General features: G+C 72.2%; 21 protein-coding genes and 1 pseudogene. 15 read left to right on the top strand and 7 right to left on the bottom strand.

Annotation, left to right across the window (positions count from 1 at the left end; genetic code table 11):
* Positions 1 to 3: 3 nt before the first annotated feature.
* Complete coding sequence (locus ACZ3IJ_RS02525) at positions 4 to 1,209, bottom strand: PP2C family protein-serine/threonine phosphatase (RefSeq protein WP_467465802.1); 1,206 nt, start codon at positions 1,207 to 1,209, stop codon at positions 4 to 6.
* Positions 1,206 to 2,816 (bottom strand): sensor histidine kinase, encoded by a 1,611-nt coding sequence (locus ACZ3IJ_RS02530; RefSeq protein WP_467465803.1) that lies wholly within the window; start codon positions 2,814 to 2,816, stop codon positions 1,206 to 1,208. The genes ACZ3IJ_RS02525 and ACZ3IJ_RS02530 overlap by 4 nt, the downstream gene beginning before the upstream one ends.
* A 125-nt stretch (positions 2,817 to 2,941) precedes the next feature.
* On the opposite strand from ACZ3IJ_RS02530, the gene ACZ3IJ_RS02535 reads away from it, so the two are divergent.
* The 12 genes from ACZ3IJ_RS02535 to ACZ3IJ_RS02590 all read left to right on the top strand — a co-directional run bounded on the left by ACZ3IJ_RS02535 (position 2,942) and on the right by ACZ3IJ_RS02590 (position 14,271).
* Positions 2,942 to 3,286: a hypothetical protein gene (locus ACZ3IJ_RS02535; protein WP_467465804.1), complete on the top strand. Its 345-nt coding sequence runs from the start codon at positions 2,942 to 2,944 to the stop codon at positions 3,284 to 3,286.
* Entirely contained in the window at positions 3,283 to 3,711 is a 429-nt protein-coding gene (locus ACZ3IJ_RS02540; RefSeq protein ID WP_306324902.1) for a response regulator, read from the top strand. Before ACZ3IJ_RS02535 ends, ACZ3IJ_RS02540 begins: the two co-directional genes overlap by 4 nt.
* Positions 3,712 to 4,065: 354 nt before the next feature.
* Complete coding sequence (locus ACZ3IJ_RS02545; RefSeq protein WP_467465805.1) at positions 4,066 to 4,641, top strand: DUF6328 family protein; 576 nt, start codon at positions 4,066 to 4,068, stop codon at positions 4,639 to 4,641.
* Between the two features lie 89 nt (positions 4,642 to 4,730).
* The gene (locus tag ACZ3IJ_RS02550; protein WP_467465806.1) at positions 4,731 to 5,924 is read left to right on the top strand and encodes a phospholipase D-like domain-containing protein; all 1,194 of its coding nucleotides are present in this window, start codon (positions 4,731 to 4,733) and stop codon (positions 5,922 to 5,924) included.
* Positions 5,925 to 6,079: 155 nt separating this feature from the next.
* Complete coding sequence (locus tag ACZ3IJ_RS02555) at positions 6,080 to 7,699, top strand: ABC transporter substrate-binding protein (protein ID WP_467465807.1); 1,620 nt, start codon at positions 6,080 to 6,082, stop codon at positions 7,697 to 7,699.
* A complete protein-coding gene (locus tag ACZ3IJ_RS02560; protein WP_467465808.1) occupies positions 7,696 to 8,688 on the top strand; it encodes an ABC transporter permease in 993 nt (330 codons plus the stop codon). Before ACZ3IJ_RS02555 ends, ACZ3IJ_RS02560 begins: the two co-directional genes overlap by 4 nt.
* On the top strand, positions 8,681 to 9,517 hold the full coding sequence (locus tag ACZ3IJ_RS02565; RefSeq protein ID WP_467465809.1) for an ABC transporter permease: 837 nt from the start codon (positions 8,681 to 8,683) through the stop codon (positions 9,515 to 9,517). Before ACZ3IJ_RS02560 ends, ACZ3IJ_RS02565 begins: the two co-directional genes overlap by 8 nt.
* A gap of 92 nt (positions 9,518 to 9,609) precedes the next feature.
* Positions 9,610 to 10,530: an ABC transporter ATP-binding protein gene (locus ACZ3IJ_RS02570; RefSeq protein WP_467466257.1), complete on the top strand. Its 921-nt coding sequence runs from the start codon at positions 9,610 to 9,612 to the stop codon at positions 10,528 to 10,530.
* A complete protein-coding gene (locus tag ACZ3IJ_RS02575) occupies positions 10,523 to 11,230 on the top strand; it encodes an ABC transporter ATP-binding protein (protein WP_467465810.1) in 708 nt (235 codons plus the stop codon). The genes ACZ3IJ_RS02570 and ACZ3IJ_RS02575 overlap by 8 nt, the downstream gene beginning before the upstream one ends.
* A 168-nt stretch (positions 11,231 to 11,398) precedes the next feature.
* Positions 11,399 to 12,241: a phosphatidylinositol-specific phospholipase C/glycerophosphodiester phosphodiesterase family protein gene (locus ACZ3IJ_RS02580; protein WP_467465811.1), complete on the top strand. Its 843-nt coding sequence runs from the start codon at positions 11,399 to 11,401 to the stop codon at positions 12,239 to 12,241.
* A 113-nt stretch (positions 12,242 to 12,354) separates the two neighbouring features.
* A complete protein-coding gene (locus ACZ3IJ_RS02585; RefSeq protein ID WP_352190023.1) occupies positions 12,355 to 12,549 on the top strand; it encodes a hypothetical protein in 195 nt (64 codons plus the stop codon).
* A 129-nt stretch (positions 12,550 to 12,678) separates the two neighbouring features.
* On the top strand, positions 12,679 to 14,271 hold the full coding sequence (locus ACZ3IJ_RS02590) for a hypothetical protein (protein WP_467465813.1): 1,593 nt from the start codon (positions 12,679 to 12,681) through the stop codon (positions 14,269 to 14,271).
* Positions 14,272 to 14,339: 68 nt separating this feature from the next.
* Here the strand turns inward: ACZ3IJ_RS02590 and ACZ3IJ_RS02595 are convergent, their stop codons facing one another.
* The 3 genes and pseudogenes from ACZ3IJ_RS02595 to ACZ3IJ_RS02605 form a co-directional block, all read right to left on the bottom strand.
* Positions 14,340 to 15,140, bottom strand: a complete 801-nt coding sequence (locus tag ACZ3IJ_RS02595; protein WP_467465814.1) for a VOC family protein — start codon at positions 15,138 to 15,140, stop codon at positions 14,340 to 14,342.
* Between the two features lie 125 nt (positions 15,141 to 15,265).
* Positions 15,266 to 15,802, bottom strand: a pseudogene (locus tag ACZ3IJ_RS02600) (phosphodiester glycosidase family protein); the annotation flags it as partial.
* Between the two features lie 147 nt (positions 15,803 to 15,949).
* Positions 15,950 to 16,327 carry a DUF779 domain-containing protein gene (locus ACZ3IJ_RS02605; protein WP_467465815.1) on the bottom strand — a complete coding sequence of 126 codons (378 nt, stop codon included), beginning with the start codon at positions 16,325 to 16,327 and terminating at the stop codon, positions 15,950 to 15,952.
* A gap of 127 nt (positions 16,328 to 16,454) precedes the next feature.
* On the opposite strand from ACZ3IJ_RS02605, the gene ACZ3IJ_RS02610 reads away from it, so the two are divergent.
* Both ACZ3IJ_RS02610 and ACZ3IJ_RS02615 read left to right on the top strand, forming a co-directional pair.
* Positions 16,455 to 17,534, top strand: a complete 1,080-nt coding sequence (locus ACZ3IJ_RS02610; protein WP_467465816.1) for an NAD(P)H-dependent amine dehydrogenase family protein — start codon at positions 16,455 to 16,457, stop codon at positions 17,532 to 17,534.
* Positions 17,531 to 18,010 carry a carboxymuconolactone decarboxylase family protein gene (locus ACZ3IJ_RS02615; RefSeq protein WP_391796347.1) on the top strand — a complete coding sequence of 160 codons (480 nt, stop codon included), beginning with the start codon at positions 17,531 to 17,533 and terminating at the stop codon, positions 18,008 to 18,010. Before ACZ3IJ_RS02610 ends, ACZ3IJ_RS02615 begins: the two co-directional genes overlap by 4 nt.
* 12 nt (positions 18,011 to 18,022) lie before the next feature.
* Here the strand turns inward: ACZ3IJ_RS02615 and ACZ3IJ_RS02620 are convergent, their stop codons facing one another.
* Positions 18,023 to 19,600, bottom strand: a complete 1,578-nt coding sequence (locus ACZ3IJ_RS02620; RefSeq protein WP_467465817.1) for a GMC oxidoreductase — start codon at positions 19,598 to 19,600, stop codon at positions 18,023 to 18,025.
* 160 nt (positions 19,601 to 19,760) lie between these two features.
* Here ACZ3IJ_RS02620 and ACZ3IJ_RS02625 point away from each other — a divergent pair, with 160 nt between their 5' ends.
* Positions 19,761 to 20,360: a DUF6197 family protein gene (locus tag ACZ3IJ_RS02625; RefSeq protein ID WP_467465818.1), complete on the top strand. Its 600-nt coding sequence runs from the start codon at positions 19,761 to 19,763 to the stop codon at positions 20,358 to 20,360.
* Positions 20,361 to 20,410: 50 nt separating this feature from the next.
* On the opposite strand, the gene ACZ3IJ_RS02630 is transcribed toward ACZ3IJ_RS02625, so the two are convergent.
* A complete protein-coding gene (locus ACZ3IJ_RS02630; protein ID WP_467465819.1) occupies positions 20,411 to 21,139 on the bottom strand; it encodes a VOC family protein in 729 nt (242 codons plus the stop codon).
* Positions 21,140 to 21,257: the final 118 nt, after the last annotated feature.

Here is a 21,257-nt window from a genome sequence, read left to right on the forward strand (position 1 = left end):
GGGTCAGCTTCCCTCCGAGGGCCCCCGAGGGCCCCAGTCGAGGCGCAGCACGGCCAGGTCGTCGGTGTGCCGTCCCGCGTTGAGCGCGCGCGCCTCCTTGATGAGGAGGTCGACGTGCGTACCGGGATCCGTCGGCGGCAGGCGGTCGATCAGGGCGAGCAGACCGTCGACCCCCAGGCGGCGGTCCGTGTCACCCGCGTACCCCTCGGTCAGGCCGTCCGTGTAGAGCGTCAGCCCTCCGGTCGCCGGCAGCGGGATGACGGTCTGCGGCCACTGTCCGAGCTCCGGGGCGATGCCGAGGGCGATGCCGTGCGCGGAGGACACCTCCAGAGTGCCCTGATCCGTGCTCAGCAGGGGCGCGTCGTGCCCGGCCAGGTGCAGGGTCGCCGTCCGGGCGCCCTGGTCGAGCGTGATCAGCGCACAGGTCGCGAAGAGGTGCGGCTCCCGCCGCTCCGCGCTCAGGATGCGGTCGAGCAGTCGCAGCAGCTCGGCCCCGCGGTGGCCGCCGAGGACGAGCGAGCGCCACGCTATGCGCAGGCACACCCCCAGGGCGGCTGCGTCGGGGCCGTGGCCGCTGACGTCACCGACGATCCCGTGCAGTACACCGTCGTCCTCGACCGCGTCGAGGAAGTCGCCGCCCAGCAGCGCCTGTTCCCGCCCCGGCAGGTAGCGGGTCGTGATCGTGACGGCCCGGGTCTCCAGGAGGGGCTGCGGAAGGAGCCCGCGTTCCAGCCGCTTGTTCTCCTGCGCCTGGAGCCGCGCCGCCTGAGCCTCGACGGCGGCGCGCTCGCTCCTGCTCCGGTACACCGCGTACCGCACGGTCCGCCGCAGGAGATCGGGCTCCACCTTGCCCTTCACCAGGTAGTCCTGCGCTCCGGCCGCCATGGCGTCGGTGCCGGCGTGCCGTTCGGACAGGCCGGTCAGCACGACCACGGCCGTGTGCGGGGCGCTCGCCCGCACGGTCGCCACGGCGGCCGGCCCCGAGGCGTCCGGCAGGTGCAGGTCGAGCAGGATGCAGTCGGCGGGCTCGCCCGCGAGCTCGGCGCAGGCATCCGCCAGCGTCGTCGTCACCGTCAGCCGGAAGGGCAGCCCGGTGTCGTGCAGCAGCTCCTCCACGAGCAGGGCGTCGGCCTCGTCGTCCTCGACGAGAAGCACCCGGTACAACGGGTCGTCCGCGTACGTGGCGAATGCCGGTGCCGTGGCGGTCACAGCGCTCTCTCCGTTCCGGTGCTCGTGGCGTCCTGCGTGCCGGACCCGAGCTCCTCGGCGGTCTGGGGCTCCTGGGCCAGGGTGAAGACGATTCGGGTCCCCTCGGTACAGCCGGTGTCGATCGCGATGGTCCCGCCGTGGAACTCGACGATCTTCTTGCACATGGCCAGGCCGATGCCACTGCCCGGGTACGCGTCCTTGGTGTGCAGCCGCTGGAAGATGACGAAGACCTTCTCCGCGTACTCGGGCGCGATGCCGATGCCGTTGTCCGTCACCGTGAACCGCCACGACGAGCCCTCCTGCTGCGCGTCCACCGAGATGCGGGGCGCCACGCCGGGGCGGCGGAACTTGACGGCGTTGCCGATCAGGTTCTGCCAGAGCATCCCCAGCTGGGTGGGGTCGGCGACGACGGTCGGGAGCGGCGAGCGGGTGATCTCCGCGCCCGACTCCTCGATGGAGACACTGAGGCTCTCGAGGCAGCCGTCCAGCACCTTGTCGAGGTCCACCCGCTCCAGGGCGTTGTGGATCCGGCCGACGCGGGAGAAGTCGAGCAGGTCGTTGATCAGGGTCTGCATCCGGTTGGCGCCGTCCACCGCGAAGCCGATGTACTGGTCCGCCCGGTCGTCGAGCTGCCCTCCGTACCGCCGCTGCAGCAGCTGGGTGAAGCTGGAGACCTTGCGCAGAGGCTCCTGCAGGTCGTGCGAGGCCACATAGGCGAACTGCTCCAGCTCCGCGTTCGAGCGGCGCAGGTCGGCCGCCTGGGCGTCCAGGCGGGCCCGCGCCTCCTCGGTGAAGGACAGCTCCCGGACCAGCCGCCGGCGCATGACGTCGAACTCGTCGGCGAGCCGCGCCAGGTCCGCCGGCCCCGTGGGGGAGATGGCGTGGGCGAAGTCCCCTCCGGTGACCGCGCGGGCGTCGGCCCCCAGCTGTTCCAGCGGCTCCTTGATCCCTCGGCGCAGCCCTTCGAAGACGAGGGCGGCCAAGGCGGCGACGACGACGGCGATGGCGCTGAAGATCCAGTTCCTCAGCGTCATGATGCCCTGGAGTTCCCGCCGCATCTGGTCCCGGTCGGCGCTCAGGTGCCGCTGCAGATCGCCGACGGCGTCGCGTACGTCGTCGAAGGCGGCCTTGCCCCGGGTCGCCCGCTCGACGGCCGCAGGGGAGGACGCACCGGCGGCCGTGGCGGCGATCGGCCGGGCGGTCTGCTCCTGCCACGCCTCCAGGGCCTCCTCGGCCTCGGCCAGGGCGGCCCGCCCGGCCGCGTCGTCGACCAGCAGCTCCGAGAGCCTGGCGGTGGACGACTCCTGCGCGCCCAGACCCTCGCGGTACGGATCGAGGAAGTCGGTCCTGCCCGTGAGGGCGTAACCCCGGATGCCGGTCTCCTGGTTCAGCACGGCGAGCTCCAGTTCGCCCGAGGCCGTCAGGGCCACCGAGCTGACGTCCACCAGCTCGCCGCTGATGGCCGCGGTCCGGCTGAGGACCCAGCCGCCCGTCAGGCCGAGAGCGGTCAGCACGACCAGCCAGACGGTGATGCCCACACGCAGCCACGTCCGCGTCGTCCACGTGGAGAAACGCCGATCGGACGGTCGTCCCTCATTGCCGGTCACTCTGTACACCCCTCCACCGAAGCCACCGTCCTCCGTCCTCCGTGGAGGTACGGCCCGCACACTCTAGAGCCCCCGGTGACAACGGCAGTTGTCGAGGGGGCGTTCCCCCGCCTACAGTGCGGGGCATGGACGGCATGACAACCTCCGCGCCCACCCCGCGGCTGGACCTTGCCTCCGTCGCGGACACAGGAGTCCATCAGTTGGCCCAGAGCCTCACGCACCATGTCCTGGACACCTCGTCCCGGCTCGGGTCGGATGCTCGGACACCGGCGCTGACACGACTGTTCGTGCTGGAGGAACTGCGCCGGGCCGCCGAACGGCTCCAGCGGGCCGCGGCGGCCGAAGCCGCGAGCGCGGGCGCCGGATATCCACAGATCGGCGAAGCCTGCGGCATGACCCGGCAGGGCGCGCGACGCCGCTGGCCCGGACTCCTCGACCACCCCCACGACCACTCCACGGAGCAACGATGACGACCGCCCCCTCCCGTCCCTTCGACGTTCTCCTCGTCGAGGACGACATCGCCGACGCGATGCTCATCGAGGAGGCGCTCTCCGAACGGGGGACCCGCAACCTCGTCCAGGTCACCGACGGGGTCGCCGCGCTGGAGCACCTTCGCGCGCCCGACAGCGCCCGCCCGGACCTCATCGTCCTGGACCTCAACATGCCCCGCATGAGCGGTCGCGACCTCCTCCAGGTCCTGAAGAACGACGAGGCGCTCCAGACCATCCCCGTCGTCGTCCTCACGACGTCCTCGGCCCCCGAGGACATCTCCGGGGCGTACAGCAGCCACGCCAACGCCTATGTCACCAAGCCGGTCAACCTCGACGAGTTCGAGCGCGCCGTGCAGAGCATCGACGCCTTCTACCTCGAAACGGCCGTGCTGCCGCGTAGCTGAGGCACCGTCCTCCGGCCGCCCGGAGCGCCCTCGCACTCCGGGCCCGGGCGGGCCGCTACCGCCGGGGCGGCGCGTGCCCCGTCCGGCCCCGTGCGGAGCGGCTCGCCGTCCCGCCCTCATCGGCCTCATGCCTCGGTACCCTCCCGGTCGTCCCACGTTCCGCGCGCTCACCTGCCCCCGCCGGGGCCGGACCACGCTCCTTCGTCCGGGTGGATCGCGGATCGGCGGGACGATCCACGCCACGAGGCGACCTTCCGCCCGGTTCGTCCGCGATCGCCCGGACGGTCTCCGGGGGAAGTCCACGATTTCGCGCGGAGTGCGTATACCGCCGTGGCGACCGGGCATCCGGGCGCCATGGATACGACGAAGCCGGCCCCCGGGGCCGGAGACGACACCGCCGGAAGAAGCAGCGCCGAGCAGAGGTCGACCCGACCGAGCACGGCCGAGGAACGTGGCGCCGGACGCCGGGAGACGGAGGACGAGCGGGCGGACCGCCGCTGGCAGGAACTCATCCAGGAGATACGCGTCGCTCAGACGGGCGTCCAGATCCTGCTCGGTTTCCTGCTCACGGTCGTCTTCACCCCGCATTTCCAGTCCTTGGACTCGACGGACAAGACGATCTACCTCGTCACGGTCGTCCTCGGCTCCCTGGCCACCGGAGCGCTGATAGGCCCGGTGGCCTTCCACCGCATCGTCTCCGGCAGGCGCATCAAGCCCGAGGGCGTCGTGTGGGCCTCCCGCCTCACCTTCACCGGACTGGTGCTCCTCCTCGTCACCCTCGCGTCGGCGCTCTTCCTGATCCTGCGCGTCGCCACGCACGACAGCCACGTGCCGTGGATCGTCTCCGGCGTCTGCGCCTGGTACGTGCTCTGCTGGTTCGTCCTCCCCTCCTGGGCGCGCGTCCGCTACGCCACCGGCTCCGAGAGCTGAGCGGCCCCCCGGCCCAGCACGGAGACCGCCCGCCCCCGGCCCAGCACGGAGACCCCGCCTCCCGGCCCCTCCCGACCGAAGGACCCCACGTGACCCTCCTGGAACAAGGACAGAGACCCGCCCCCGCCGCCGCCCGTGTCCTGCGCCTGCGCCGGCGCCTGGAACGGCTCATCGGCATCGCGGCGACGGAAGGGAACCAGCTTCTCGCCCTTCGCAACGGGGACGAGATCTTCCCCGCGATGCTCGAAGCCGTCGAGGAGGCCGAGCACACGATCGACATGATGACGTTCGTGTACTGGCGCGGGCAGATCGCCCGCGACTTCGCCGCGGCCCTCGCCCGGCGGGCCCAGGACGGGGTGCGGGTCCGGCTGCTCCTGGACGGCTTCGGAGCCAGCCGGATCGAGCCGGAACTCCTCGACGCCATGGACGCCGCCGGCGTCCAGGTGGCCTGGTTCCGCAAACCCCTCTGGCTCTCGCCGATGAAGCAGAACCACCGCTGCCACCGCAAGGCGCTGATCGTCGACGAGCGCACCGCGTTCACCGGTGGCGTCGGCATCGCCGAGGAGTGGTGCGGCGACGCCCGCGACCCCTCCGAATGGCGTGACACCCATGTGCGGGTCCAGGGCCCCGCGGTCGACGGGATCGCCGCCGCCTTCGCCCAGAACTGGGCCGAGTGCCACGACGAGTTGTACGACGAGCGGGACCGCTTCGTCGAGCACGACCAGCCGGGCGGCAGCATCGTCCAGGTCGTCCGGGGCTCGGCGAGCTTCGGCTGGCAGGACATGCAGACCCTGATCCGGGTCATGCTCACCTCCGCCGAGCACCGCTTCCGCCTGGCCACCGCCTACTTCGCCCCCGACACGTACTTCGTCGACCTGCTGTGCGCGACCGCGCGGCGCGGCGTGACCGTGGAGATCCTGCTGCCCGGCCCCCACACGGACCAGCGTGCCTGCCGGCTGGCAGGGCAGTTCCACTACGAACGGCTGCTGGAGGCCGGTGTGTCGATCCGCCAGTTCCAGCCGACGATGATGCACGCGAAGATCATGACGGTCGACGGGGTCGCGGCGCTGATCGGATCGACGAACTTCAACCGCCGGTCCATGAGCCACGACGAGGAGGTCATGCTCGCCGTCCTGGACGAGGGCTTCACCGCCGGACTCGACGAGGACTTCGACGCCGACCTGCGGCGCAGCGTCGCCGTCGACCCGGCCCGGTGGCGGCGCCGGGCCGCGCTCCAGCGCGTCGCCGAGGCCGCCGTCCTGCCCATTCGCCGCTTCCTCTGACACGGGCCCCTGGTCCCGCCCGCGCCCGTCCCTCGTCCCGCCCGCGTCCGCCCCCGTCCGGCCCGGTCGGGGCGAGGGGAAGGGTGCCCCCACCATGCTGTTTAATTGCGAGTCGTTCGCAATAACAGTTGATCTTCAAGAGGGGTGTGGGCACGATGACCGCCCGATCCATACGCGGCATGGCGGCCGCGACGCTCGCGGGCTCCCTGGCCCTCACCGCCGCGGGCTGCTCGAACCCGGGTGGGACCGGTGCGGGTTCGGGCGGACCGAAGGACTCCGCGGTCGTCGGCATCGCCTACGAGCCCGAGACCCTGAGCCCCCTCCTCGGCTACGGCAAGGACGGCAACTCCAAGATCTTCGACGGGCTCCTCGCCTTCGACGCCGACATGAGGCTGAAGCCGGCGCTCGCGGCCGAACTGCCCAAGGTCGGCCGGGACGGGCTGACGTACACCTATAGGCTCCGCAAGGGCGTGACCTTCAGCGACGGCGCCCCCTTCACCGCGAAGGACGTCGTCTTCACCTACCGGACGGTCCTCGACCCGAAGACGAACAACCCCTCCCGCAGCGAACTCGACGCACTCAAGAGCGTCGAGGCGGTGGGCGACGACACCGTCGTCTTCACCCTGAAGTACCCCTACGCGCCCTTCGCCGAGCGCACGGTCCTCGCCATCGCCCCCGAGCACGTCGCGGGCAGGCAGGACGTCAACACCGGCGCCTTCACCACCCGGCCCGTCGGCACCGGCCCGTACGTCCTCACCGACTGGTCCAGGGGCGAGAAGCTCAGCTTCAAGGCCAACCCCACCTACTGGGGCGGCGCGCCGGAGGTGAAGAAGTTCACCATGGCGATCATCAAGGACGACGACGTCCGTGCCACCCGGCTCCGCTCGGGCGACCTCGACGGCGCCATCCTGCCGCCCAACCTCGCCGCCGGCTTCAAGGGCGACAAGGCGAGGAAGACGTACGCCGCGAAGACCTACGACTACCGCACCGTCACACTCCCGACCCACAACGAGGTCACCGGGGACACCGCCGTCCGCCGCGCCCTCGACGTGGCCGTCGACCGGCAGGCGATGGTCGACAAGATCCTCGAAGGCGCCGGCAAGCCCGCCTACGGCCCCGTCCCCACCGACAGCGAGTGGTTCGCCAAGGGCACCGAGCGCCGGCACGACCTCGACGCCGCCAAGAGGATCCTCGACGAGGCGGGCTGGAAGCCCGGCGCCGACGGCGTCCGCGAGAAGGACGGCGTACGGGCCGAGTTCCCGCTCTGGTACCTCTCCGGCGACAAGCTCCGCCAGGACCACGCCCTCGCCTACGCCTCCGACGCCAAGAAGGCCGGCATCGCGATCAGGACCCAGGGCGGCACCTGGGAGGTCATCGAGCCCCGGATGAAGACCGACGCGGTCCTCGCCGGCGGCGGCTCGCCCGGGGACCCCGACTTCGACCAGTACCTCCTGCTGACGTCCGGCCTCGGCGGCGACGGCTTCAACAACATGGCCTGGTACGACAACAAGGCCGTCGACAAGGCCCTGGAGGACGGCCGCCGCACCGACGACACCGTCAAGCGGCGCGCCGCCTACTCCCTCGTCCAGCGCGAACTGGTGAAGAACCCCGGCTACACCTTCCTCACCCACATCGACCACCTGTACGTCGTCGACGACGACTGGGACGGCCTGACCACCCAGACCGAGCCCCACGACCACGGTCTCGCCTCCGGCCCCTGGTGGAACGTCGAGGCATGGAAGCCCAAGGGCGGCGCGGAGAAGGCCGACCAGTGAGCCGACGCCTCCCCTGGGGGGCCATGGCACGGATGACGGGACGGCGGGCCCTGTTCGCCGTCCCCGTCCTCCTCGCCGTCACCTTCGCGGTCTTCGCCGTCGCCGAGGCCTCCCCCTTCGACCCCGTCAAGGCGTACGCCGGCACCGCCGGACTCACCGCCTCGCAGGAGAACCTGGACCAGCTCCGCGCCAACCTCGGCGTCGACCGGCCGCTCACCACCCGCTGGTGGGAGTGGCTGACCGCCGCGCTCCACGGCGACCTCGGCGACTCCGGCGTCATGCGGCAGCCCGTCGCCGACGTCATCACCGAGCGCGTCGGCTGGTCCGTGCTCCTCGCCACCACCGCCTTCCTCCTCGCCATCGTGCTCGGCACGGTCCTCGGCGTCCTCGCCGGGCGCCGGCGCGGCGGGCTCCTCGACCGGGCCGTCAGCTCGGCCGCGTACACCCTGGAAGCCGCCCCGGCCTTCTGGCTCGGACTGCTCGCCATCTGGTTCTTCGCCCTCACGCTCGGCGCCCTGCCGGCCGGCGGACTCACCGACACGGCGAGCGACACCGTCACCGCCGGCCAGGTCGCCACCCACCTCGTGCTGCCCGCCCTGGTCCTCGGCGTCTCCCAACTGCCCTGGTTCTTCCTGTACGTCCGGCAGGGCGTCGGGGACGCGCTGGAGGAGGACCCCGTACGCGGCGCACGGGCGCGCGGACTGCGGGACCGGACCGTCCTGATCGGCCACGCCCTGCGCTCCGGCATGCTCCCGATGCTCACCCTCGTCGGCTCCCGGGTCCCCGAACTCATCACCGGAGCCCTGCTCGTGGAGACCGTCTTCAGCTGGCCCGGGATCGCCGCCGCGACCGTCCAGGCGGCCACCTCCGTCGACTTCCCGCTGCTGGCCGCGCTCACCGTGCTCGCCACCGCCGCCGTACTCCTCGGCAACCTCCTGTCCGACCTGCTGTACGGACTCGCCGACCCGAGGGTGGGCTTCGATGGCTGATCCCCGCACCCGCCGACTGCGCCTCTGGTCCTCCGCCGGGACCGTCGGCGTGGTCCTCCTCGCCGTCCTCCTCGTCCCGCCCCTCGTCCAGCTCGACGAGCAGGCCGTCGACCTGTCCCTGAAACTCCTGCCCCCGTCCCCGGAACACCCCTTCGGCACCGACGACGTGGGCCGCGACCTGCTGCTGCGCTGCGTCTACGGTCTGCGGATCTCGCTCCTCGTCGGCCTGGTCGCCGCGCTCGTCGCCACCGTCATCGGCACGGCCGTCGGCGCCGCGGCCGCCTCCCTCGGCGGCTGGACCGACCGGCTCGTGATGCGGATCGTCGACGCCTTCTCCTCCGTACCGCACCTGCTGCTCGGCATCTTCATCGTGGCCATGTTCCGGCCGGGAGTGTGGCCGGTGATCGTCTCCGTCGCGCTCACCCACTGGCTGTCGACCGCCCGGATCGTCCGATCCGAGGTCCTCTCGCTGCGCTCGCGCCCCTACGTCGACGCGGCGATCTCCGGCGGCGCCTCGCGGTGGCGGGTGACCGTACGCCATCTGCTGCCCGCCGTCCTGCCGCAGGCCGGACTCGCCGCCGTCCTGATGGTGCCGCACGCCATGTGGCACGAGTCCGCGCTCTCCTTCCTCGGCCTCGGGCTGCCCAGCCACCAGGCCAGCCTCGGCAACCTGGTCCAGTCCGCGCGCTCCTCGCTCCTCGCCGGCGACTGGTGGCCGACGCTCTTCCCCGGTCTGCTCCTCATCGTGCCGACCCTGGCCATCGCCGGGCTCGCCGGAGTGTGGCGGGACCGCCTCAACCCGCGCCGCCGATCGGAGCTGATGCTGTGAACCCGCGCGTCGCACGAGCCCTGGAGGCCGTGACCGCCGAACGCGGCCACAAGGCCGTCCTCAGTGTCCGCGGGCTCTCCGTCCGCTTCCGGATGCGCGGCGGACGACACGTCGCCGCCGTCACCGAAGCCGACTTCGACCTGGCGGCGGGGGAGTGCCTCGCCCTCGTCGGCGAGAGCGGCTGCGGCAAGTCGGTCCTCGCCTCCGCGCTCCTCGGGCTGCTGCCCGGGAACGCCGAGGCCTCGGGCACGGCGCTGCTCGACGGCGTCGACCTGCTCGCCGCCGGCGAGCGGACCCTGGCCCGTACGGTACGGGGACGGCGCATCGGTCTCGTGCCGCAGAGCCCCGCCGCCCACCTCACCCCCGTCCGGACCGTGCGCGCCCAGCTGGAGGAGACCGTCCACGAGCTGACCGGCACCCCGCGGCGGGAACGGCGCGCCGCGGCCGAGGCGGCGGCGGAACGGGCCGCGTTCCCGGCCGGCCACCTCGACCGGTACCCGCACGAACTCTCCGGCGGCCTCGCCCAGCGCGCCGCCACCGCGCTCGCCCTCATCGGCGACGCTCCGCTCCTGCTCGCCGACGAGCCGACCACCGGTCTCGACCGCGACCTCGTCGAGCGGACGGTCGACGAGCTGCGCCGTCACGCCGACGACGGCCGGGCGCTGCTGCTGATCACGCACGACCTGGCGGCGGCGGAACGGATCGCCGACCGGGTGGCCGTGATGTACGCGGGCCGGATCGTCGAGACGACGGCCGCCCGCCGCTTCTTCGGACGGCCCGGTCCCCGCCACCCCTACGCCCGGGGCCTCCTGAACGCCCTGCCCGACCGCGCGTTCACCCCGATCCCGGGCATGCCCCCCGAGCTGACCGCCCTGCCGTCGGGCTGCGCGTTCGCCCCGCGCTGCGAGCGGGCGACACCGGCCTGCGACACGTTCCCGCAACCGCTCGCGGGCGTCGCCTGCCACCACCCGACGGGGCAGCCGGCCGACCTGCCAGGAGTGCCCCGTGCTTGAACTCGAAGCCCTCACCGCCGGCTACGACCGTCGTACGCCGGTCTTCGTCGACACCTCTCTCACCGTCGCGCCGGGCGAGTCGGTCGGCCTCCTCGGGCCCAGCGGCTGCGGCAAGTCGACGCTCGCGCGGGTCGCCGCGCTGCTGCACCGGCCGGACGCCGGGAGCGTCACCGTCGACGGCGAGCGCGTACGGGGCTGGCGGCACCGCGCGCCGCGCGCTCTGCGGACCGCGGTCGGCGTGGTGTTCCAGCAGCCCCGGACGTCGGCCGACCCCCGTCTTCGGCTGGCCGATCTGATCGTCGAACCGCTGCGGGCCGGCGGCCGCCGCGCCGAGGCCCCCGAACGGCTCGCCCGACTCGCCCCCGCCGTGGGGCTCACCGACGACCTGCTGGCCCGCCGCCCACACGAGGTCAGTGACGGACAGTTGCAACGTGCCTGTTTGGCAAGGGCGTTGGTGCTGCGGCCGCGCTGGCTCGTCTGCGACGAGATGACCGCCATGCTCGACGCCTCGACGACCGCGGCGCTGGTCGCCGCGGTGGAGGCGTACCGCGCCGAATCGGGCGCGGGCCTCCTCGCCGTCGGTCACGACCGTGTCCTCCTGAACCGCTGGTGCGACCGCACGGTCGAGTGGTCCGACTGCGCGGGCGGCGGAGGCGGCGGTAGGGAAGCCGGTCCCGGGGCCGCCTCGAAGACGCGCTGACCGGACCCGGGGGCCCTCCGCCCCCCGGTCCGTCTCCGGAGGGCGGGCGAACCTCCGGCGACCGGACGGCATCGCGTCAGCCAACTCTTCGTCCGGCACGGTCCGTTGGGAGCCCGGCCCGCACATACTCGTGCGGGTCCGCCCTCCCGACACCTCCGGAGTCGTCCCATGGCGCCCCTGTCCCGCCGTACCGCCGTCGCCGCCCTGGCCGCCGCCGCGACCTCGGTCGCCCTGCCCGGCACCGCCCTCGCCGCCCACCGCGTGCGCCCCCTGCCGCTCGCGCACGCGCACAACGACTACCTCCACGACCGTCCCCTCCACGACGCCCTCGACCACGGGTTCACCAGCGTCGAGGCCGATGTCTTCCTCGTCGACGGGGAGTTGCTCGTCGCCCACGAGCCTGCCGGGCTCGACCCGAGCCGTACCCTCCGCTCCCTCTATCTCGACCCGCTCCTCGCCCGGGTCCGCGCCCACCACGGCTCCGTGTACGCCGGTCACCGCCGTCCCGTGCAGCTCCTCGTCGACATCAAGGCCGACGGTGTCGCCGCCTACCGGGAACTCGACCGCCAGCTCCGCCCGTACCGGCGGATGCTGTCCACCGTCACCGACGGCCGCGTCCGCCTCGGTGCCGTCACTCCCGTCGTCTCCGGCGACCGCGCCGCCCGCGGCCCCATGGAGGCCCAGCGCGTCCGCCACGCCTTCTACGACGGCCGGCTGGACGACCTCGCGGCGCAGAACCCCGCGCCCGCCTCCTTCATCCCGCTCATCAGCTCCAACTGGACCCAGTCGTTCGACTGGCGAGGCGAGGGACCCTTCCCCGCCGCCGAGCGGGCCCGGCTGACCTCGATCGTCGGGACCGCCCACGCACGCGGCCAGCGGGTCCGCTTCTGGGCCACCCCCGACCAGCCCGGACCCGCCCGTGACGCCCTCTGGGGCGAGCTGCGCGCCGCCGGTGTCGACCACATCAACACCGACGACCTCGCCGGGCTCCGGGACTTCTTGAACCGCTGACGGCCAATCCCACCCGTTCGGCCGACATGCCGTACGGCCGGACGGCGCTCCCGCTGCGCCACACTGGCCGCCGAACGCCGCGATTCCGGCGCGGCGCAAGGAGGGTGTGGGCGATGGCCGTGTCCGTTTCTGTCGTACTGCTGCTGCTCGTCCTGGCGGTGATCTTCCTCCGCAACGGCGGCCTCAAGTTCTCCCACGCGCTGGTCTGCGCCCTGCTCGGCTTCTTCCTCGCGGGCACGAGCATGGCGCCGACCATCCAGAACGGGGTCGCCGCCACCGCCAACGTCGTCAGCAGCCTCAAGCCCTGAGCCACCGCGCCGTCACGTTTCACGGCCGTGAAGTGGGCATGAAACCAGCGGCAGTTCCATGTACATCTCACGCACTCGGGCCTAACGTCGGCCGCCGGCGCGACCGACGAACGCACCCGAGGAGCCGCTTTGACCACGCCCCCACGACGAGCCCGTGTGCTCGCCCTGATCGCCGCGGTGAGCGCCGTCGCGCTCGCGTTCGCCACCCCCGCCGCCGTCGCCGACGAGATACCCCTGGCCCCCGGTCACCGCCTCGTCGAGCACTATGACGGCGCTCCCGCGCCCGCCCGGCCCGTGCCGGGCGACGCGCCCGCCCAGCATCCGTACCTCGCGCCCAACGGGCGCAGCGGCATGCACGCCGACGGCGCCGGCAGCGGCACGCACCCCTTCTCCGGCCCGCTCGGGCGCGACCCCGAGGTCTCCAGCGAGAAGATCGCCGCCGTCGGCGGCGAGTGCGCCACGGTGACCTTCGACGCGGGCGGCCGTCTTCTGACCGTCTGCGGAACCTTCTCCGGCTTCCTGCTGAAGCTGCTCGACCCGCGCACGCTGGACACCCTCGCCGAGTACAAGCTGCCGCAGCGCTCCTCCACCGTCGAGGCCATCACCCGCCTCGACTTCGAGAGGATCTTCAAGGACACCTCCGGCGGCGCCTACTTCTACCTCGACGACCGGGACCGGGTCGTCCTGGCCGACTCCCGTCAGCACGTCCTGCGCATCGCACACCGTCAGAAGCCGGACGGGGCGTGGGAGTTCGTCGTCGAGGACGACTGGGACCTCACGCCTCTCGTCCCGCACGACTGCGTCAGCTGGACCAATCTCTTCCCGAGCGGCGTCTGCGACCCCGTCACCTCCGTCATGCCCGACTGGGACGGCCGCATCTGGTGGGTGACCCGCCTCGGCCGGGTCGGTACCGTCGACCCCGCCACCGGAGCGCTCCGCTCGATCCGGCTGAACGGCGAGGAGATCCAGAACTCCTTCTCCGTCGCCGAGGACGGCGTCTCCATCGTCTCCGACCACGCCCTCTACAGCTTCCGCGCCGACGCCGACGGCACCCCGCGGATCCAGTGGCGCCAGACGTACGACCGGGGGACCGGCACCAAGCCGGGTTCGGTGAACCAGGGTTCGGGGACCACGCCCGACCTCTTCGGCGACGGCGGCTCCGCCGGGCCGTACGTCGCGATCACCGACAACGCCGACGACCGGATGAACGTCCTCGTCTTCCGCCGCGGCGCCGACGTCCCGGCCGAGCGGCGCCTGGTCTGCAAGGTCCCGGTCTTCGGCTCCGGGGCCTCGACCACCGACAACTCCCTGATCAGCTGGGGTGACAGCCTGGTCGTGGAGAACAACTACGGCTACGAGAACCCGACCACGCTGACCTTCGGGCGCAGTGTGGTCGGCGGCGCCGCCCGGATCGACGTCCGGCCCGACGGCAGCGGCTGCGACACCGTCTGGGAGAGCGACGTGCGCTCGCCCTCCACCGTCCCCAAGCTCTCCACCGCCAACGGCCTGCTCTACTTCTACGAGAAGCGGCCGAACCCGCTCGGCGTCGACGCCTGGTATCTGACGGCGGTCGACTTCCGCACCGGGAAGCGTGCCTGGCAGCGGCTGACCGGCACCGGCCCGGCGTACGACAACAACTGGGCTCCGATCACCATCGGCCCCGACGGCACCGCGTACGTCGGCGTCTTCAACGGGATCGTCGCCGTCCGCGACGGAGGCTGAGCGGGCGCGGCGCGAGGATGCCCGGGGACGGAGGGAACGACCCCGGGCACCGCGTGCCTGCCGTGCGCTCAGACCATGTCGGGCACGTCGCCCACGGTGGTCCTGGTGTCGATCACGGCGAACGCCGCGCCCTGCGGGTCGAGGATCGCGGCGAAGCGGCCGAAGGGGCTGTCCATCGGCCCGAAGACCTTCTGCCCGCCCAGCTTCACGGCCCGGTCGACCGCCTGGTCGCAGTTGTCGACGGCGAAGTAGACCTGGATGTACGACGGGACCTCGGCCGGGAAGTCCTCCGGCGTCATCGTCATCCGCCCCAGGACGGGCATCTCGTCGCCCAGGTCGAAGACCTTGTAGTCCATGGTCTCGTCGACCATCTTCTTGGCGTTGTACCCGAAGACCGACGTCAGGAAGTCGTCCGACTTCGCGGGCTCCCGTGTGAAGACCTCGGCCCAGGCGTAGGAGCCGGTCTCGCCCTCCAGCTCGAAGCCCTCGTGGACGCCGGGCTGCCAGATGCCGAAGATGACACCGGCCGGGTCCTGCGCCAGACACATGGAACCGAAGTCGCCGACCGCCATCGGCTCCATGATGACCGTGCCGCCGCTGTTCCTGATCTTCTCGGCCGTGGCGGCGACATCGGGCGAGGCGAAGTAGAGACACCAGGCGGTCGGCTGGGAGCCGTCCTGGCCGGGCATCGGCGGAACGACGGCCGCGACCGCCTTGCCGTCGCGGTACGCCTGGGTGTAGTTGCCGAACTCCGAGGACGATTCGCCGAAGGTCCAGCCCAGCACCTCGCCGTAGAACGTCTTGGCGCCCTCGAAGTCGTTGAACATCGCGTCGGCCCAGCAGGGTGTGCCTTCACGTCGTGCGGCCATGACTCTGACTCTCTTCCGATCGATGGGGCTCGCCGGTGTTGCCGAGTCCCACGCTAGTCAGGGCGGGCCCTGGCCGCTCGGTGACGGACCGTGTCCGTACGGGGCCGGTGTCGGACGGGCGGCGTTCAGCGGCGGGAGAAGATCCCCACGGCGTTCGGCACCGGCCGCTCGGCGCCGCCGGAGGGTGGTTGCGTACGGTGACCGACGCGGCGCCCGGGTCCCGGGTCACCAGAGTGGACGAACCACCGCCGTCGAGGCTGAAACCGTCCTTCGCCCCCACCTGGTCGAGGAGTGCCGCCACCTCGGCGACCGTCAGCCCGGTGCGGAAGCCGGGGGGCGCCGTCCAGCGCCAGGAGCAGCAGCCGGCGTCCGCCGTCGGCGACACCCGCCGCGGAGCGGACGGCGGCGGTGCGCGGGTCGAGACCGGGCAGCGGCGCGCCCGCCCGCAGCACCGGATATCCGCCCACCGCGAAGACGTAGGGGACGCGGGGGCCCTCCGCGACCATCCGGTGCCGTACCCCCACCCGGTCGCCGAGTGCCAGCCCCCGCAGTGACCGCGCGCCCGCCTTCCGGCCCACGAGGACCTCGCTCTCCTCGGCGATCGGGCCGCGCCCCGGCGAGTCACCGGTCGCGACGACCCGCCCGTCGCGCACCGTCACACGGCCGTACCCGGCGTGGCCCGGCCCAGCAGGGCGCAGCAGGCCAGCAGGAAGGCCGCCGCCGCGCGCGTGCGCGTACCCGGACTCCGCATGATCCCCTCCCGGCGACCCGGCCCCTGTCCCGCTCGCACCAGAAGATCTGATCAGGCGTCAGTGGCCGGCTTCCGGAGAGGAGTCGACGAGCCGGGAACGGATGAGGAAACGGACGCCTTCCGGTGCCTCCAGGGAGAAGCCGCTGCCCCGGCCCGGCACGACGTCGACGATCAGCCGGGTGTGACTCCACAGCTCGAACTGCGCCTTCGACATCCAGAACGGCACCGGCTCGGCGACACCGGCGACGTCGAGCGAGGCGAGCAGTACGTCCGCCGCGCCCGTGCGGAACTCCCCCTCGGGATAGCACATGGGCGCACTGCCGTCGCAGCAGCCGCCCGACTGGTGGAACATCAGCGGACCGTGCGACTCCCGCAGCCGCCGCAGCAGGTCGGCCGCGTCGGGCGTCAACTCCACCCGCGCTCCGGGTCGATCCATCTCCCGCCCCCTCCTCGTGCGTCCGCCGGGGCTCCAGCGAACACCGCCGGAGGTTGCGAGAGGGTTGCGTCCGCCGAAATCCGCCGCACCTCTAGGAACTGACGGTCCGTCAGGTTACTCTCCCCGCATGATTCCGACCGTTGTCTGGGGAACCGGGAATGTCGGCCGCGCGGCCATACGGGCCGTCGACGCCCATCCGGCGCTCGCCCTCACCGCCGTCCTCGTCCACGACCCCGGCAAGGTCGGCCGTGACGCGGGTGCGCTCGCCGGACTCGACCGCTCCCTCGGGGTGGCGGCGACCGACGACATCGACGCCGTGCTCGGCGCCCGCCCCCGCGCGGTGGTGTACGCCGCATCGGGCGACATCAGGCCCGACGAGGCGCTCGCCGACGTCGTCCGGGCCGTCCGCGGCGGCGCGGTGGTCGTGACCCCGGCGCTCTACCCGCTCTACGACCAGCGCGGCGCCCCGCCGGAGTTCCGTGACCCGGTCCTCGCCGCCGTGGCGGAGGGCGGCGGCTCCCTCTTCGTCTCCGGCGTCGACCCCGGCTGGGGCAACGACGTCCTGCCCCTGCTCATCAGCGGTCTCGGCACCCTCGTCGACGTCGTCCGCTGTCAGGAGATCTTCGACTACTCCACGTACGAGCAGGAGGACTCGGTCCGCCATCTCATCGGCATGGGGCACCCCATGGAGTACGAACCGCTGATGCTCGCCCCCTCCATCCCGACCATGGTCTGGGGCGGCCAGATCCGGCTCATGGCGCGGGCCCTCGGCGTCGAACTCGACGAGATCCGCGAGACCATGGAGCGCCGCGCCCTCGACACCACCGTGACCACCCGCACGATGGGCGTCTTCGAGGCCGGCACCCAGGGCGCCGTACGGTTCGAGGTCCAGGGGATCGTCGACGGCGAACCCCGCATCGTCATCGAACACGTCACCCGGATCCACCCCTCCTGCGCCCCCGACTGGCCCACCCCGCCCGACGGCGCCGGCGCCCACCGGGTGGTCATCGAGGGCCGCCCGCGCATCGAGGTCACGGTCGAGGCCACCGACGAGGGCGAGAACCGCTCGGCGGGCGGCAACGCCACGGCCGTCGGCAGACTCGTGAACGCCGTCGACTGGCTCGTGGACACGAAACCCGGACTCTACGACGCGCTCGACGTCCCGCTGCGCCCCGCGGTGGGCCGACTGGGAAGGAAACGGCCATGAGGATCGACGTCCCCGAGGGGAGGCACCCGATCGAGTACGTCTGGGGCGAGATCGTCCCCGAGATCGGGACCGCCGCAGCGAACTTCTCCCTCTCCGTCTACGCCCACACGACCCTGGGCCTGCGCGAGTTCGAGGCCGCGCGGCTGCGGATCGCGCAGGTCAACGGCTGTCTGTTCTGCCTGGACTGGAGGACGGACCGGGACGGCGAGAAGGTCGAGGAGTCGTTCGCCGACGCGGTGACCCAGTGGCGCACCACCGATGCCTTCGACGACCGTACGCGGCTGGCCGCGGAGTACGCCGAGCGGTACGCCCTGGATCATCACGGTCTCGACGAGGACTTCTGGACTCGTATGACCGCTCACTACAGTCAGCCCGAGATCGTGGAGCTGACGATGAGCATCGGCTCCTGGCTGTCGTTCGGCCGGCTCAACCGGGTGCTGGGCCTCGACGCCGTGTGCGTGCTGCCCACCCAGTGAACCGGAGGCGACTCAGAGGTCGGTGGCGATGATCTTCTCGATGTTGCGTTCGGCGAGGGCGGTGATCGTGACGAACGGGTTGACGCTGGTGTTGCCCGGGATCAACGCGCCGTCGATCACATAGAGACCCGGATGCCCTTGGAGACGGCCGTAGTTGTCGGTGGCCCGGCCGAGCACCGCGCCGCCGAGCGGGTGGTAGGTGAGGTGGTCGCCCCAGATCTTGTACGCGCCGAACAGGTCCGTGCGGTAGATCGTCCCCTCCTTGGCGTTGATCTTGTCGAAGATGGTCTTTGCCGCGTTGATGGACGGCTGCTTCCAGGCGGTCTGCCAGTTGAGCTCGACCCGGCCCGTCGTGGGGTTCCACGAGAACTCGGCGCGGTTCGGGTTCTTGGTGATCGACAGATAGAACGAGGCGTACGTCTCGATGCCCGTGGGCAGCGGCGCGACCTCGGCGAACGCCCCGCCCGCGTCCCAGTTGTCGATGCCGGCCGTGGGCATGGACGCCTGGAGCTTCCCCGTCGGGTCCCACATGTGGTTGGCGCGCCCGCACATGACGTTGCCGTTGTCGCCCCAGCCCTTGCCGACCTCGCCGTTGAGACCGGGCAGCGCCCCGGTGGCCCGCAGCTTGGTCAGCAGCTTGCTGGTGCCGACGCTGCCCGCGGCGAAGAACACCCGGTCCGCCAGGATCGTCTCGGTGGACGTGGTGTTCCCCGCGGTGTCCAGCCGGTCGACGAGGACCGCGTAGCCGCCGCCCGCCGCCGGGGACACCGACGTCACCCTGTGCAGCGGTGAGACGGTGACCCGCCCGGTCGCCCGGGCCTGCGCGAGGTAGGTCTTCTGCAGGGTCTTCTTGCCGTGGTTGTTGCCGTAGAGCACCTCCCCGGCCAGCGCCGACTTCGGTACGGCGCCGGCGGCCTCCTGCTTCATGTACTCCCAGTCGTAGACGTTGGGCACGAAGACGAAGGGGAAGCCGGAGCGCTGGGCGTGCTTGCGGCCCACCCGGGCGTACTGGTAGCACGCCGCGCTCTCCCACCAGGACGGGTCGACGTCGTTCACGCCTAGCCCGGCGTTGGCGCGCGGGTAGTAGACGCCGTACATCTCGTCGACGTCGACCGACGGGAGGATCGCGCCGAACCTCTCCCGGCGCGGGGTGACGGCCATGCCGCCGTTGACCAGGGAACCGCCTCCGACGCCCCGGCCCTGGTAGACGGTGATGCCGCCGAACTCCTCGGCGTCCAGGATGCCCGTGTGGCGGGGGACGTCCTTGTCGAGCGGGAAGCCGAGGAACTGGCTGAGGGGCTGCTTGGTGCGGGTGCGCAGCCAGAAGGACCGGTGGTCGGGGGTGGTGGTGTTGGCGAAGATCTTGCCGTCGGGGCCGGGGGTGTCCCAGGCCATGCCCATCTCGACCATGCGCACGTCTACACCCGCCTGGGCGAGCCGCAGCGCGGCGACGGATCCCCCGTAGCCGGTGCCGATCACCAGAGCGGGGATTCGGGACTGCGTGGCCGAGGCGTAGGCGTGCGCGGGGAGTGCGAGAGTGCCGAGAATAGAACCTGTTCCCGTGATGAATCCACGGCGTGTAACAGCCATGAGGAGCCCTCACTGTCGGTGGAATGGGAACGAGTTCTACTGCCGCCCGCATGGGAAGTCACGGCATACCGATTGGTAACTTTTGGCTGGATCGCTCAAGAATGTTCCGGGCAAAGCCGACATTCTGATGACTGAAGGATCCGCCGAGACCGGAGCGCCCATGTCCCTGCCGCCCCTGGCCCCCGACGTCCTCGACCGGGCGGCCGCAGCACTCCACGACACCGCCGCGTGGCAGGAGATCGTCCGCCACTGGGACGCTCCGTACGAGGAGCCGCCCGCGGTCCGGGACGAGTGGCGCGGGCTGCTCTCCGTCCCCGTGGACCAGCTCGTGGCCACCGCCCTCGCCGGCCTCACCGCGCCCCCGCCCGCCGAACGGCGGCTCCCGGGCCGGCTCGGCGCCGTCCTGCCCGACCGGCTGCACACCTGGCGCCGCATCGGTCAGAGCGATGTACGCCCCTCCGTCCATCTCGCCCACGCCCGCCACGTCCTCGTCGAGTGGGGCTGGCAGAACAGGCCGTACCGCCTCCGCGACGCCCGGGGCGCCCGCTGTCTCTGCGGCGCGCTGCTCGCCGCCCACCGCCTCGGCCACGGCAGCGCCGACACCATGAACCGCTCCGCCGCCTGGATCGTCACCGAACTGCGCGCGCAGGGCTGGACCGGGCTCATCGGCCCCTGGAACCGCGCACCCGGACGTACCGCCGACGAGGCCCTGGCGCTCCTCGACGCCACCATCCGGCGCGCCGCGCACGCGGGGGAGTGACCGGACCCGTCACGCGGGACCGCGCGGGGAGCCCCGTCACCGCCCCGGCCTCACTCCACGCTGTCCGCCACGGTGAACAGCCCGCCGTCCGGATCGCAGAGCGTGATGCGCCGCCCGTTGCCCGAGGGGCTCACGGGCGAGACCGTCTTCCCCCCGAGCCGCACGGCCGCCTCGGTCGCCTCGTCGACGTCGGGGACCCGGAAGTGGACATGCCAGCGCGGCCGTACCTGAGGGTCGGGGGCCGCCTCCACCGCCCCACCGAAGAGCCGGGCGACCGTGACACCCGCATGGCTCAGAACGACATGATCGTCCTCGTAGCTCACCTGGCAGCAGCCCGGCCGCTCGCCGGCCCAGTCCAGCACCTCGGCGTAGAAGATCGCCGCGTCGAAGGCGTTCCGGGTCCGCAGTTCGAGCCAGGCCGGAGCCCCGCCCTTGCCGACGCTCCAGTCGGGGATCACCTCGCCCTCCCAGATGCCGAAGACGGCACCCTCCCGGTCGGAGGCGAGCGCGGCCCGCCCGGTCCCGAAGCGCAGCGGCCCCACTGCCACCGTGGCGCTGCGCTCCCGGATGCGCGCCGCGGTCAGATCGGCGTCGTCGACGGCGAAGTACGGCGTCCAGGCGACCGCCACCGCGAGGCGCGGCGCCAGCGCGCCGATCCCGGCCACCGGAGCCCCGTCGCGCAGGGCGACGGAGAACTCCTCACCCAACCGGGTGGACCGGAACTCCCAGCCGAACACACCCCCGTAGAACGTCTCGGCGGCGCGGAGATCGCGGGTCATGAGACTGACCCAGCAGGGGGCGCCGGACACCGCATGGCTCGAGGTCGACACAACCTTCATCCATCCGTCGTGGACGCGTGATCGGTTCTCATCCCACCGTACCCCCGGAGAGATCGCC

The sequence above is a fragment of the Streptomyces sp. NPDC013317 genome, from assembly GCF_055563155.1.